The organism is Humidesulfovibrio sp. (assembly GCF_031082295.1).
Classification (GTDB): Bacteria; Desulfobacterota; Desulfovibrionia; order Desulfovibrionales; family Desulfovibrionaceae; genus Humidesulfovibrio.
The window spans coordinates 1-13,369 of the sequence record NZ_JAVHLD010000012.1; the positions used below are offsets into that span (position 1 = coordinate 1).

Sequence of the window (13,369 nt, forward strand, 5' to 3'; positions counted from 1 at the left end):
GCCAAAGCATACGCTTACATCCGCCTCTCCTCGCAAGCGCAAGCCGCTGGCGACGGCGAACGCCGGCAACGTGAATCCGCGCAGCAGTTCGCTGGTCGGCACGGGTACGAGGTTGTCGAGTACCTCCAGGACATCGGCAAGTCCGCGTTCCGCAGTTCGAATGCCTTACATGGCGAATTGGCCGAGTTCCTCAAGATAGCGCAAAAAGGTACACTCGAGAAGGGAACGCTCCTGATTGTCGAGTCGGTGGACCGCCTGTCGCGAGACGAACTTCAACCCTCCATACGGCTTTTACTCAACATTTTCGACTACGGCCTTTTGCTCGGCATCATCTCCGAGGACAAAATCTTCAGCGAAATCAACTTCGATGATTTCCTGCAACTGCTCAACGACATGGCGCGCTCAAACAAAGAGAGCGCCATGAAGTCCGTGCGATCCCTCGAAAATTGGAAGACAAAGCGGGAGAAAGCCAAGAAGGGAATCCCTGTCACCAAACAATGTCCTCACTGGATGAAAGTCAAAAACGGCAAGTTCAAACTGATCCCAGAGCGCGTCGAGATCGTCAAACGGATATTCGCCTGGTACTCGGAGGGCAAGGGGCAGGGCAAGATCGCCGACCTGCTGACGGAGAATGGCGTGCAGGCTTGGAACAAACGCAAGCCCGTCTGGCACCAAAGCTACATCTTCAAGTTGCTTCATAACCGGGCTGTCATCGGCGAATACCTGCCAGAAGTGACCACAGCGGGCGGCAGGAAAATCATCGAGACCATCGAAGGCTACTACCCGGCTATAATCGATAGGGACACATTCGAGTTGATCCAGGATAAAACCCGGCTTCGGCGTGAGAACCACGCCGGGAGGAAGGGCAAAAAATACGCGAATCTTTTCCAAGGCATGACCCGCTGCGATGTATGCGGCGCGCGGATGCGCTACCTTAACCATACAAAAGATGTCACGAGGAAAAGTGGTCTGCGGCCTTGGGCGCTCTATCTGGCATGTTCAAGCTCTCTCAAGAAAAGCGGGTGCAAGAACAAACAGTACTACAGCTACTTGCATATGGAAAACTTCATCCTGTCCGGCGTCCTGTCCGATATCGACATCATCGAGGCCGCCGGTATGCACGTCGAGCGGCAGAAGCAGAATCAGGAGCGTGTGAAGGAGCTGGACGCGCAACTCATCCGGGTAAAGGCCACCATTGGCCGCATGATCGAGACGCTGGAGAACGACGACCTCGGGGACATGCCCGAACTCATTCAGGCGCTAGCGAAGAACCGCAAGCGGCGCACAGAACTGGAGGAGCAGCTTGCTACGGCGCGCGCCGGCGCGGCTGAAGCTCGCGAGGCCGCCCAATCTGCGGGTCTGTTCCGCCTCGTGGAGGAAGCCTACGGCGAGAAGATGCCAGAAGGCATCGACATGTCTGAAGAGGCCGTCTACTCCCGCCGGGTGCGCATCGCGGATCAGATGCGCGCTGTCATCGAGGATGTCGCGTTCCACGAGGATCACATGATCCGCATCAAGACACGCGCTGGCACCGTCTACGAGCTTGTGAAGCGCGAATGGACGCGCATCGAAAAGAGCAAGCGCATCGGCGCCAAGGGCACCCTGACTGCCCGAAGCTACGCAGGCCGCGCCGTCATGCAGCTTGGAACCGAAGATGACGAGGAGGCAAAGTAGCCACTAGCCTCCTTTCCTTCTCCATTTCCTTGTCCCGTCCTTTGCCTTCGCTTCCTTCTTTCTTGCCCCCATTCCTTGCTTCCTTGCATTGTCAGGCTCCCAAACGTAAGCCGCCGGACAACAAGCCCGGCGGCAACACTTCGCAACGCCCCGTCCGGGTCGTCACAATTTCCCTGCTATCGCACCGTCAGCGACGCGGAGTTCCCGCAGTCCTTGGTCACGAAAAGGTGCCGGAGGCCGGGGTCGTCGTTCGAAACCAAGACTCCAGAGCGGTTGTGACCATTGCGCCAGCGAGGCGATCCGGCGGGATGCCAGATGGCGCAGTCGTGCCACCATTCGCCCAAGTCTTCGACGGGCTTCGTCTGCGCGGCTTCGCGAAGAAGCTCGGTCGTAAGCGGCACATGGGGCCGCGGCTTGTACTGCGCAGCCATAAGTTCCGCGGAGCGACGGTTCGCGTCTGTTGGTGCTTCGGGCTCCCATGCTTCGCCCCATGCCGTTCTGTTGCGGACGATGACCTTGGCGGCCAACTCGAGCGGATACTTTGCTGCGAAGAGCACGCCGGGGCGGCGGGCAAACGACAGCACGAGCGAGCCGCTTGGCCTCGCGAAATCGCCGTGGGGCCACAAATGGCCTATCTGGCGGAACGGCGGAATGACGGAGTCCGTCGCCGAGATGAGCATGCCACAAATGGGACGCAGCATGGCTGTGATGTCACCGCTGGGCGACGGCCACGCGCCGATGAGTTCCACCGCATCCCTGCTGCCAAGTGAAACGAAGGTGTAGGGTGAGCCGGAGCCGTCAAGGGAGAACGCAGCGGGCGGGAGCGCATCGAGTTCGCGCCAGACGCGGCCCGCGCCGCCCAGCGCTTCCGCGTGAAGGACGAGTCGACGTTGCACGGAGAGCACGTCTCGGACCGTCGTGCGGTGCACACGGCCCTGCGAGTCCAAACAGCCGACCAAGTGGGGGTTGCCCGCCGCTTCGGCGAGCAGCAACTGCCGGGTGATGGAGGAACGGCACGGCTTGCCGGTCCTCCGCGACAAGCAAGGCAGCACTATTGCTTGGGCCAGTGTTGTGAGCGTGAGTCTCGTGGTCATGATCCCTCCTGGTTTTGGTGAAAGGGATCACGATCTCTCGAATTCTCGCTGAAAAATCTAGATCAGAAATTTGCGAAATGACGATTTCAAAGTCTTGACTTCAGCATCGTGCCACAGCGGTCCAGGCAATAAATTTCCTTCATTCCTTCGGCTAGACCATCGCTACACGCACGTTAGCACGAGCGCGCCGTGCGGCAAGGCGACCCCATTCGGGGGCGGCTACGCCGCGCCTTGCCCCACGCCGCTTGCTCGTGCAGCGCACAGCTATGGGGCGACGGTCGAAGATGTCTCGCCGCCGGTGGGGGGCTCGGGTCATAGATGTTGTAGGGAGGGCGTACCGGCCCGCTTTGAAAGGGTGAGGTCATCTTCCTCAAGGTTTGTGAGCGCTGAAAGGCAGCGGAGTACCTACGCGCTTGCGCCCAGTTCTGGACGGCTAGCCAACTCGTACACGATTTTCATTAAACACCTGAAGTCGATCACTTTTTCCTGGGCTCTTCTCTCGGTTTGTGCTATAGATTGATTCCCAAAACGCACAAAACCAAGGAGAAAATATGGACGGAATCTTCATCTGCACAGCGCTGCTCATCGCCATCGTGCTCCTGCGTCAGCGTGGGCAGGAGTCGGACGCGTTAGCTTACGCGCCGGTTCGCGTGGCCCCGGACGACACCGCCACCGCTGCTGTCATCTGCGGCAGCGGCCTCATGACGCATGAGGGCTCGCTCCTCTTCAGCGACGACGACTGGCCGACAAACAGCGCGACGGACGACAGCACCATATCCTTCGGCTACGAGTCGGATACGAGCCGATGGACTGACCCGACGTATGCGTACGAGCTGGATAATATCTATCACGGTACGCTCGTTGACCCGACGTACCATGACGACAGCTTCACCAACTCATCCACCTTTGACGACTCGTTCTCATCGAGTAGCTTCGATGACAGTTGTTCAAGTAGCAGCTTCGACGATTCCTTCTCATCTAGCAGCTTCGACGACTAGCTGACAGAGACTCTTGCCGTACCGAGACGGCACAGCAAAAGGGGGCCTTGCGGCCCCCTTATCATTTGATGATCCATGATTCGGAATCCTGCCTTGACCGACCTAGTCTCCTTTGCCCGGACGCATTTCCTCGTCCCGTCTGCCCTTCGCTTACAGCTCGGTAGCCAACCGATACCTGCCACGGATTGTTTGTCCGTGGTCGGGCGCAGACGTTGCCTTTGCAGGGGGTTACTATGAGACCTCTGTGTCCTGCACGCCGAATCGGCGTACAGGGTACATCCTCGATTCCATTGAAACGGCACTTTCCAAGCCAGTTGATAGCCAGCTAGTATCTTGTCAGTACGCCGCCGTGGGCTTTTACCCCACATGCCGATATCAACCGCCTTAGGCGCTATCTGTGCTCATGATTTCACCGCCAGGGCATTCTTCCTGGCATCTGCTTCTTTCGGCCCCCGAGGTGTCACAGCGGGGCGGTACTCCAAGGCTAGTACATGAGTTTTATAGCGATAGTTCCTCTCGTCGCCGTAGCGGTGCGGGTCGGGCTTTCGCCCTTTAGCATGGCTGCTCTAGCCGCATCGTGCTTATTTCCGGTTGCCAGCCGGTTTCGTCACGCGCAGCCGCCATGCCCCTTCCACGTCACGATCCAAGCCCGTGAGGGCGTAGGTGTCGTCCCGTGACCTGGGTTTCCCAGGTTTGCAGCATTCAACGTATCCAAGCGCACCAACTCGTTGATAGCCATGATCTCAACGACACTTCACACCTTCTGCTAACGCAAAAGTAGCTTGTGCCGCTGGATCCCGAACCGTACAGGCGCGTTTCCGTCGCATACGGCTCTCCGGTTGCGAGCAAACTTGATGAGACCGTCGCTGGCTAGACGATGGCTACTGGTTGGCTACCAGAAGTTTGCTCTCGATCAAAACGGCAGGGTTAACGATTCCGATTGGCATGGCGAAGACGAGCGCCTGGATTGGGAGCGCACGTCTCCTGGTCTGTTGTTCCTCCTCTGTACGGGTTTGCGCATCCCTTCTTGCGGCACGTGAGTGACGTCCACTGCGGGCCGTGTCGGTGTGAGGGCCGACGGGGTAGAATGCGGGGCTGCGCACAGCATACCACGTCGGTGCCGGCGATGCGCAAGGGCAGCGGGCAGGAAAGGCTCGAAGTCAGTCCACCTCAATGATGAAGCCATTTACACTTTATGTTTCAGAATATTGCGTGTCATCGAATGCGCTAGACGCGGCATGCCGGCCGCGATTGTGAAAAAAGTAATTTCGACCAACCCCGGATTTCACGTTGACGGATTTCCCTCAAGCAGTCAGCCGTGATTTGATGGCCCCCCTTTCCGCAACCTTTAACCCGTATACGGAGGTATACATGGCCATTATCAAAAAGGCGACGAAGTGCGACAAGCAGCTCAACATCAAGATTACCGTGCAGGTTCATGCCCGCTATGAAGCGGTCAAGAAGGCTTGCCTAGCGAAGAGCTGGGTGTTCACTCTCCAGCCGGACTTCGAGTCTTGGTTGAACACGCAGCTTGACGGTGCGGAAAAGGAGCTTGCCGCTCACGACAAGACGTTGGCGAAGCAGGCGACCGAGACCGGTGTCGGCGCGTAGCCGTGGGCATCATAAAGGAATACCAGCGGCCCGGGCCGGGGGACGTTGCGCTCGTGCGCCGAGCGCAACGCTCCCTTGCCTTGGCTGGCCGACATCACGATCTGATGCGGTACCTCGAGCGTGACAGTTTCCAGAATGTCGCCGGGGCGCTTGTCGAGCGCTACATGCCGCGCTCCAGCCGGAAGCAGCTTGAGATAGCCGAGGTCTTCGGTGAGCTCTACGCTGTCTGGTTCGTGCTCGCGCCCATCGCCAATGGCGCACAAGGCTACTGGCGCCCGTGGTGGTGCCCCGGCGTCTTCACAAGCTGGATGCGTATCGAAGCGAATCGCTTTCACCGTTGCTGGCTCGGGCATGTCGGCTACGACTGGACAACCACGCAGATAGCGCCCGGTGCGGCGGCGGCACGAATCACCGACGAGGCGTTCATCGCCCACGTGCAGTGTCTGCTTGACCATGCGGCCGGGGGTACGCTGCGCGCCAGCTTCGCCCGGTACGTCCTGGGCAGCCTTGCTTGGCGGCATCTGGCAGAGACTACTCTGTCCGTAGCCCGCGAGTACCGTGCGGGCATGATGTGGAACGAAGACGGCTGTTGGCTCATGTCGGCGAAGCCGTTCGAAGGTGTCGGCGCGGTGTGGACCGACCTGCGCGAGCAGCCGGCGAAGGTTCTCGCTTGGGAAGCGCACGTAGCCAAAGGCTTACTGTACGCTAGGATGCATGACGTGTCCGTGCAGCGCCTGAAAGAGAGCGTGCGCACGGCGCTGGCCTCCGACGCCTCTCCCGAGCACAAACTCCGGCGCATCAACGCCGCGGCGCGTAGCTTTTACCACTTCGCGCGCTACGCGTTTGACGCTCGGCAACAAGCGCAAGAGCTTGAGGCCTGGATATGGCGGCGCGTGAACCGGCACATCGTTCAGACTACGCCGCCGCTTACCGGCCGGTACTTCAATCTGCGCCACGTCCCCTGGGACACGCGGCTGCACTTCGAAAGGAAGTCGTATCTGCTGGATAAAGACGTGTCCGAAGAGCAGTGGATCAACCTGTGGAACCCGCACCGGTAGCGGGAAGGTAGGAGTATAGATGTCGCTCACGTACGACAAGGATGGCTTCAAGCTCTCCATCACCGCCGGTGTCGCAGACGAGGCGAAGGGCAAGCGACGCTGGACTAGGGTGGCAGCCAACTTCATGGGGTATTCATGCTCTGATCTGGAGAGCCTGGCCACGCTCAAGGCATGTCTCGACTGCTTCCGTCGGGGCCAGCTCGCCCGTGGCAAGCCGCAGCCATGTCTGGGGACGGAAGCGGATGGCGTACTGTTCGCCGTTCGGCAAAAGGACAAAGTGCTGTACCTGCAGATGCAGCGCATGGTCGACGGGCGCATGACCGAGGAGACATATCTCGCGCAGCTCGACGCAGCCCGGCTTGAGATAGCCGTCGGAAAAGCCTTTCAGGCCCTGTCGCCCGTAACCGTGTGGGGACCGGAGCCATAACAACAAGCAAAGCAACAGGGGCGGACACGCAAAACCACTCACAGTGCATCCCACTAACCTGCTACTAAGTCTGGTGGGTACGGTTCAGCTAACGGATGGCACATTCAGCAAATTTGAGGAAAACATGATGAAGAAACAGATGCTTGTCATGCCCACTTACACTACAATCTACAAGGATGGCAGGTAGCTGCGGCTCCCTGCTGCTGTGGAGAAGATCGGCTTGCCTCTGCGCACGTTCCGTGCTTGGCGCAATAAGTACCGCTTAGATTCCAATAGCTCGGGATTGTTCGCGAAGTCGACAAGTTCGTGTTTTTCGATCTGAACGCCTGGGCTCGCTATCTTGAACGTATCCAGATGGCGGCTGTCAAGGATGCGAAGGCGCGGCAGAACCGCTTCTGCCTCGTCCTTTTCTTTCCTGCCGCAGCCATCGCGATGGCCATCGCCGCAGCGTTGCTCCGAGACGGGTGCAAATGTTAACCGGCGAGTTCCTTCTTCCTTTGTCTTGGCATGAGATAGATGCGGGAAATCATCAACCCAGCGGCACTTCGGCTCTTCGTTACCATAGGGGCCAATCAATGATCAGAGCAAGTCTGGCGACGGCCAAGAAGGCCTTCTCATTTGCCTTCACAACAGTCCCCACTCTTTGCCAGTGCCCAGCACGGAACTCTCCTTCGGAAGACGCATCAAACACGAACACACGGCTAGGCAGCTGAGCGCAACACAGCGGGCTTGAGCGAAGCCACATCCTTGTCGCCGCGGGCATGCTCACCCGGATCTTCGCCCGCATCCGCGCGGATCTCGTCCACGATGCCCGCGAGGTTGCGCGCCTGCTGGGCCAGCTCGCTCACGGCCCGGGCGCTCTCCTCCATGACCTGGCTCGTCTCCTCGCTGATGCGCCGCATGTCCTCCATGGACTGGCTCACCTCGCGCCCGGACTGGGCCTGCTCCCGCGCGGACTGGGCGATGCCGCGCACCTCCCCGGCGGCGCGGGAGGCCAGCTCCACGATCTCCGCCAGGGCGTAGACGGGAATCTTCAGGATGCGGGCGATGGCCAGCCCGGCCAGGCCCATGGGGCCCGGCGTGGCCGTGAGGATGCAGTCGAAGTCCTGCTCGAAGCACCAGGCCAGCATCTTCAGGAACGGCGGATAGGCCAGGGTCAGCTCCGGATATTCCGGCATGGCGAAGGAGCCCACGGGCTCGAAGTTCTTGGCCCCCTCCATCGGCGCGCCCCTGGTGCAGGTCACGCAGGTCATGTCCTTGCCGTATTTTTTGGCCAGGGCGATCTGCTGCTGGATGGTCAGGGCCACCCCGTTGATCTCTGCGAAGGTGTCCGTAAAATGCGCCACCCGCAGTTCGCCGCCGCTCCGATTCTGCCGACGCACGCCGAAGGTCTCCATGCACATGCCGGTGAAGCTGCGTTCCCTGGCGAACAGTTCGCTTGAGAGGAAATAGGGCGAGAGCAGCGCGTAAAGTGAGCCCGCCGAGGCCACGTCGTGGAACAGCTGAAAGATGTTGGCGCTGCGCACCGAGGCCAGCATCTTGTCGGCGAAGCGCGACAGGAGCCGGTCCGAAACGCGCCGCACGAAGCGCCGCCACAATTCCTCGGGCGGCACGCTGCGGGTCACGCTGCCGCGCGCAGCGGCGGCCAGCTCCGGGTCGGCCTGGATGGTGCGCGTGGCCTCGGAGAGCAGCATGGCCTGGGGCGAATCCTTGTCGGCCAGGCGCTCGTACAGGGCGGTGCGCACCCGGTCCTTGAGGCGCTCCAGAGGTGTGGCGCGGACCTCGCGCCCGGCCCTGGCGGGGTCGAGCAGAATGTCCGCGAGGCGCATGCAGGCGTGGCTGCGGGGCAGCCGTCCGGCGCGGCTTTTGTAGAACTGGTAGGCGATGCCGTAAAGATTGTGGGCCATGGCCCAGGGCGTGGCCGTGCCGCCCAGCACCCGGCCCCGGCCTTCGCGGATGCCGTCAAGCAGGTTCGCCAGCGTGGCCGGGCCGTCGAACTCGGTGTGCCTGCGGGCGATGGACAGAGACGAATGGTCGTCGCTGCCGCCCACCAGGCTCTTGATCCAGGGCGCCGGACCAGAGGGCTCGATGCCATGCCTTTCGGCAAGACGCTCAATGTCCGCAGGCCGCAGCGCCTCCACCACCTGGCGCAGGAAGGCGTTCTGGGACTCGTCGCGCGAGCCGTTCAGCTCGAAGATGTTGAACAGCAGCAGGCACTGCTCGAAATGCGCCGGGGTCAGACGGTCATTGACCGCGAACAGAGGATGCGCCAGCACGTGCACGATGCCTTCCTCGCGCAGGTAGGGCACAAGGTCGAAGACGTTCTCGCGCAGGCGCTGGAACTCCGCGTGCTGGGCCTCGGTGATGTCGTAGGCCAGCACGTGCAGCTTGCAGCGGTCCTCGGGAAAGTATGTGGTGATCTCCTCGCTGACGAAGGCCCCTGGCAGGTGCGCGATCTCAAGCGAGCCGCTGATCGTGTTGTGGTCGGTTATGGTGACCATGCCCATGCCCCGGGCACGCGCGATCTCGTAGATGCGCATGGGCTCGGTGAAGCTTTCCGGGCACCCCATGCGCTGCAGGATCCATTGGGAGGGACGCGTTGAAAACTTGGAGTGGACGTGCAGATCGATACGAAAGGCGTCTGGGATCACAGAGCCTCCTGGTCATGCGCAACGGCGCAACCGGCCGCGTTCATTGTCGGCCTGGCAATGCACGCAAAGCTGGGCGGTAGGGTTGGCCATGAGCCGCGCAAGGCCGATCTCCTCGCCGCATTCCTCACAGTCGCCGTAGCAACCGGTGTCCATCCGCTTGAGGGCGGCCTCAATCTCGCCTCGGCGCTCCTCCAGCCTGCGCCGCAGGGCGATCTGCATGCCCACCTCCACCACGCGCGAGGCAAATTCGTTCTCATCGGCGCAGGCGTCGAGCCGGGGTTGCTCGTCCAATTCGGCGTCGGGGCAGGGCCGCACGCGGCAGCCATCGAGGGCATCAAGCAGGCGTTTGCGCAACATCTCCAGCATGGTCTCCTCCGTAGGTAGCGGTTGAGCCGGTCTTTTCCGGTGTGCAGAGAATGTCTAGCATGACGTTTGCGCGGGCAGGTTTCCTCTGTGTGACGCCAGCGGAACAAATTGTCCTCTTTATGGGGGCACCGAATAGTGAGGGGCGGCTGAAATGAAGTTTGCCGAGCCAAGAACTTATCCGTAATCAAATGGCACTGTATTCTTTTTTTCCTATAATTCAGAGCGGATGTGCATCATGGAAAGTCCGTTCATGGCGAGGTGTCTGATGAGTTCTGGGGGCATGTTGGACCGCTGATGCCTGCGCGTAAGGGTCTGGACGAGGGAAGCGACAATCGCAGGCAAGACGGGGAAATAGTCGATGGACCCCCGTAAAAGGCATGAGGGCATCGTGTTCGTGTTTCGCAGAAGGCTACCAGTAGAAAGCTCCTCCCAAGGAGCAGTTTGGCAACGCAAGTTCGGTGCGCAAACACTTCCGAAAGTAGCTCAACGCTGGATTATTCTTGCAGCTCTGGCAAGTTGGGCTAGCAGAGTACGACGACATGGAAAGTGTCGCCAGGGTGTGGCAAAGCATCAAAGGCTCAATGGTTAGGCTCTTTTGGCTCAAGAATCCGTCGGGCGAAATCAAAGGACCGGGTGGAGAAATGGAAGCAAGCGGCAGGTGTTGGTGGACGAGAGTGGAACCCCACTGTCGATCATCGTAACCGGAGCGAACAGGCATGAAGTAACCCAGCTTACACGACTGATGGTAACGGTAATTTTAACTACGGCAGGCAAAGGCATGGTATGCCTCTATGCCGACAAGGGCCACGATTGAGATCCAGCGCAAAGAGCAATCGCTGAGAGGGGATTCATGCCATGTTTCTTCTGGAAGAAACATGGCCTGGGCGTTCGTGAAAGAATCGATGTTGGGTGTTCGAGGTGACGCACTCTTGGCTCAATCGGTTCAGGAAGCTCCTGGTTCGATGAAAATAGTTAGCGGATAGCTTCGAGGCCTTGCTTCACCTGGCCGCAGCAAAAACTTGGTGGGGAAAAGTGACAGCAATTTACGGTTAGGTTCTAGGTCTGCGCCGTCTGGCACTGGTCGGGCTCGCGCCACGACCACGCCAGCCAGACGATGAATACTGTGCATGCGATTTCGATGGCGCTGAAGAAGATATAGTAAAGAGAAGGTGTCGTCCCAGTAAAGAGCGTCGCAGACTGGACGCCGGTCATAAGCGTCCCGGAGAAGAGGTTGGCTAGGCGGTTCATCTTGTGCCGCATAACTTTCGTCAGGATGGTCATGGCGATGGGGATCTCCATCAATATGGCTGCCCCGAACAGGAATTCCCTGGTGATTGGCGTTCCGTCAACACGGCCAGATAAAAACTGCTTCAGGATGTCATTGTCCATAAGCATCACAACGTCGCAATAGAGGTAATTGAACATTACGAATATCCACAACCCCGAAAGAGTTGATTCCACGCTTCGCATCTGCTGCCCTCGCGATACAGGGTTGGTGGTTCAGATAAATACTGTCGCACTGTGCCTGATGCGATGTGACGAGGCAACATATTGTACGCACTGAAAATGACGGAGGTGGCGAAAAATGCGCCAAGTTCCCAAAAGCCCCCGGCATTTCTTCACCTGGCCGAAGCAATCGTTTGGTTGAGAAATGTAACAACTATTCACGGATAGGCTCTAAGCCCCGACAGACACATGTATGGGGGAATTGACCGCGCCGTGGGGTCTGAGGCCTTGAAGGGCCTCCACAATATTCTCAGCCGCCTCCATGGCGATTTCCAGGCGGACATGCTCCACGGCCGAGCCAAGGTGCGGAGTGAACACTGTTCGCAATTCCGAATCAAGTAGGGCCAAGTTCACTGCATTTGGACGTCCCGGCAGAGCCCAGTCCTCGAACTCAAAGACGTCCGCCGCGTATCCCGCCAGTCGGCCTTGGCGTAGCGCCGCCGCCACAGCGGCCTCGTCCACGCAGGAGCCTCGTCCGGCGTTGATGAGCAGACAGTCTGGCCGCACAAGGGCAAGCTTTTCCGCGCCGAGCAGGTGCCGCGTACCAGGGGCCAACGGGGTAAGCAGAACGACGAAGTCCGACCTGCGCAGCAAGTCATCCAGCCCGGTCTGCTCCACGTGGAGCTCCGCAGCCCGGTCCGGCCCAAGAGGGCAGACATCGTGCCCCAGCAGCCGGGCACCCCAGCCCTGGAGCCGCCCCGCCACAGCCTGCCCGAGCCTGCCCATCCCAATGAGGCCGACGGTTGATCCCTGTATCCCTGTGCCGTAGAGAGTGGGCCGCCAACCGTGAAAGTTCCCGCCCATGACTATCTGGTCCCCTTGACGGAAATTGCGTCCAAGCGAGAGCATGAGCCCGATGGTCAGCTCCGCTGTGGGCACAGTAAGCAGGTCCGGCACGTTGGTGAGCCATACACCGCGCTCGGTGATGGCCTCCACGTCGTAGTTGTCAAAGCCTTTGAGCGCCGCCCCGATGACCTTGAGTCTTGGGGCGTGGTTTAGGAGCTCCTGGTCCACCCAGTCAGGCATGAACATCATGGCTGCATCCGCTTGGGCCAACCGCAAGAACAATTCCTTTCTGGGTAGGCTTTCGCGGGTGTCGTTCAGCAGGAGGCGGCAGTGTTGCGTCAGATACTCGGTCACTTCGGGGTGTATCCAGTGCGTGATGACGGTGAGCGGTTTTTCCTTCATGCGAATTTCCCCCTGAGCCAAGAGCCCAGCGCATCGACAAGTGTCACCATGACAAGCATGACAAGCAAGAGCGCGGCCACCTCCTGGTACTGCATGAGGCGCAGCGAACCCATGAGCTGGAAGCCTATGCCCCCTGCGCCGACCATTCCCATGACCGTAGACGCCCGAAAGTTGTATTCCCAGCGGTACACGGCAATGTCGGCCATTTGGGGCAGCACCTGCGGAAGCATGCCGTGGAGCATGACCTGCATGGGAGTGGCGCCTGTGGCCCGGATGGCCTCCACCGCACGCTTGTCGCAGTGCTCCACGGATTCGGCAAAGAACTTGCCCACCATGCCCACGGAATGTAGCCCCAGTGCCAGCACACCCGGGAGCGCCCCGAACCCCACAGCCGCCACGAACACGATGCCCATGATCAACTCCGGCACTGAACGCAGGAAATTAAGCACCCCCCTGGCGAGGCGGTGGACCACGGGATGCGGCGAGGCGTTTGCGGCCGCCAGAAAGCCCAGGGGAATCGACAGACACACGGCCAGGAAGGTCCCGGCCACGCTCATGGCCAGTGTGTCCAGCAGCGGCATGCCCCAATTCGCCCAGTTGCTGAAATCCGGGGGCATCATTTCGCCCAGGAGGTCCGCCAAGGCCGGGCCAGCCTCCATGAGCCTTTGGGCGTCGAACAGACCGGAATGCGCAAGGCAAGCCCCAACCGCCAGCATGCCCAGTCCGGCCTTGGCGAGGCTTGCCAGGTATTCCCGCCTCAGTTCACCGATGGTGAATTCATATGTTTTGGACATTG

Annotated in this window: 13 protein-coding genes; 7 read left to right on the forward strand and 6 right to left on the reverse strand. The window is 60.0% G+C overall.

Going from position 1 to position 13,369, the window contains the following annotated elements; genetic code table 11:
• The coding region (locus RDU24_RS08205; protein ID WP_308735274.1) for a recombinase family protein at window positions 1–1,674 on the forward strand (1,674 nt) is incomplete at its 5' end.
• 176 nt (window positions 1,675–1,850) lie between these two features.
• Here the strand turns inward: RDU24_RS08205 and RDU24_RS08210 are convergent.
• On the reverse strand, window positions 1,851–2,768 hold the full coding sequence (locus tag RDU24_RS08210; RefSeq protein ID WP_305571538.1) for a hypothetical protein: 918 nt from the start codon (window positions 2,766–2,768) through the stop codon (window positions 1,851–1,853).
• Between the two features lie 551 nt (window positions 2,769–3,319).
• On the opposite strand from RDU24_RS08210, the gene RDU24_RS08215 reads away from it, so the two are divergent.
• The 5 genes from RDU24_RS08215 to RDU24_RS08235 all read left to right on the forward strand — a co-directional run bounded on the left by RDU24_RS08215 (window position 3,320) and on the right by RDU24_RS08235 (window position 7,339).
• Window positions 3,320–3,766: a hypothetical protein gene (locus RDU24_RS08215; protein ID WP_305571536.1), complete on the forward strand. Its 447-nt coding sequence runs from the start codon at window positions 3,320–3,322 to the stop codon at window positions 3,764–3,766.
• A gap of 1,371 nt (window positions 3,767–5,137) precedes the next feature.
• Window positions 5,138–5,377 (forward strand): hypothetical protein, encoded by a 240-nt coding sequence (locus RDU24_RS08220; protein WP_305571534.1) that lies wholly within the window; start codon window positions 5,138–5,140, stop codon window positions 5,375–5,377.
• A 2-nt stretch (window positions 5,378–5,379) separates the two neighbouring features.
• On the forward strand, window positions 5,380–6,435 hold the full coding sequence (locus RDU24_RS08225; protein ID WP_305571532.1) for a hypothetical protein: 1,056 nt from the start codon (window positions 5,380–5,382) through the stop codon (window positions 6,433–6,435).
• A gap of 19 nt (window positions 6,436–6,454) precedes the next feature.
• Complete coding sequence (locus tag RDU24_RS08230) at window positions 6,455–6,862, forward strand: hypothetical protein (RefSeq protein ID WP_305571530.1); 408 nt, start codon at window positions 6,455–6,457, stop codon at window positions 6,860–6,862.
• A gap of 306 nt (window positions 6,863–7,168) precedes the next feature.
• Window positions 7,169–7,339, forward strand: a complete 171-nt coding sequence (locus RDU24_RS08235) for a hypothetical protein (RefSeq protein WP_308735275.1) — start codon at window positions 7,169–7,171, stop codon at window positions 7,337–7,339.
• Between the two features lie 224 nt (window positions 7,340–7,563).
• Here RDU24_RS08235 and RDU24_RS08240 read toward each other — a convergent pair whose 3' ends face one another.
• Together RDU24_RS08240 and RDU24_RS08245 are read right to left on the reverse strand one after the other, a co-directional pair.
• Window positions 7,564–9,513: a hypothetical protein gene (locus RDU24_RS08240; RefSeq protein ID WP_305571526.1), complete on the reverse strand. Its 1,950-nt coding sequence runs from the start codon at window positions 9,511–9,513 to the stop codon at window positions 7,564–7,566.
• 12 nt (window positions 9,514–9,525) lie between these two features.
• Entirely contained in the window at window positions 9,526–9,879 is a 354-nt protein-coding gene (locus RDU24_RS08245) for a TraR/DksA family transcriptional regulator (protein WP_305571524.1), read from the reverse strand.
• A gap of 595 nt (window positions 9,880–10,474) precedes the next feature.
• On the opposite strand from RDU24_RS08245, the gene RDU24_RS15970 reads away from it, so the two are divergent.
• Complete coding sequence (locus RDU24_RS15970; protein ID WP_371133099.1) at window positions 10,475–10,693, forward strand: transposase; 219 nt, start codon at window positions 10,475–10,477, stop codon at window positions 10,691–10,693.
• A gap of 242 nt (window positions 10,694–10,935) precedes the next feature.
• Here the strand turns inward: RDU24_RS15970 and RDU24_RS08250 are convergent, their stop codons facing one another.
• The 3 genes from RDU24_RS08250 to phnE all read right to left on the reverse strand — a co-directional run bounded on the left by RDU24_RS08250 (window position 10,936) and on the right by phnE (window position 13,367).
• The gene (locus RDU24_RS08250; RefSeq protein ID WP_305571522.1) at window positions 10,936–11,349 is read right to left on the reverse strand and encodes a DUF6326 family protein; all 414 of its coding nucleotides are present in this window, start codon (window positions 11,347–11,349) and stop codon (window positions 10,936–10,938) included.
• Between the two features lie 207 nt (window positions 11,350–11,556).
• Window positions 11,557–12,573, reverse strand: a complete 1,017-nt coding sequence (locus RDU24_RS08255) for a phosphonate dehydrogenase (RefSeq protein ID WP_305571520.1) — start codon at window positions 12,571–12,573, stop codon at window positions 11,557–11,559.
• Window positions 12,570–13,367, reverse strand: coding sequence for a phosphonate ABC transporter, permease protein PhnE (gene phnE / locus RDU24_RS08260; RefSeq protein WP_308735276.1), 798 nt, complete (start codon window positions 13,365–13,367; stop codon window positions 12,570–12,572). The genes RDU24_RS08255 and phnE overlap by 4 nt, the downstream gene beginning before the upstream one ends.
• Between the last annotated feature and the right edge of the window lie 2 nt (window positions 13,368–13,369).

What these genes read in the sequence shown, in the direction of transcription:
- RDU24_RS08210 (WP_305571538.1), bottom strand. Translation starts at nt 2,768, where the DNA reads ATGACCACGAGACTCACGCTCACAACACTGGCCCAAGCAATAGTGCTG.
- RDU24_RS08215 (WP_305571536.1), top strand. Translation starts at nt 3,320, where the DNA reads ATGGACGGAATCTTCATCTGCACAGCGCTGCTCATCGCCATCGTGCTC.
- RDU24_RS08220 (WP_305571534.1), top strand. Translation starts at nt 5,138, where the DNA reads ATGGCCATTATCAAAAAGGCGACGAAGTGCGACAAGCAGCTCAACATC.
- RDU24_RS08230 (WP_305571530.1), top strand. Translation starts at nt 6,455, where the DNA reads ATGTCGCTCACGTACGACAAGGATGGCTTCAAGCTCTCCATCACCGCC.
- RDU24_RS08245 (WP_305571524.1), bottom strand. Translation starts at nt 9,879, where the DNA reads ATGCTGGAGATGTTGCGCAAACGCCTGCTTGATGCCCTCGATGGCTGC.
- RDU24_RS08250 (WP_305571522.1), bottom strand. Translation starts at nt 11,349, where the DNA reads ATGCGAAGCGTGGAATCAACTCTTTCGGGGTTGTGGATATTCGTAATG.
- RDU24_RS08255 (WP_305571520.1), bottom strand. Translation starts at nt 12,573, where the DNA reads ATGAAGGAAAAACCGCTCACCGTCATCACGCACTGGATACACCCCGAA.
- phnE (WP_308735276.1), bottom strand. Translation starts at nt 13,367, where the DNA reads ATGTCCAAAACATATGAATTCACCATCGGTGAACTGAGGCGGGAATAC.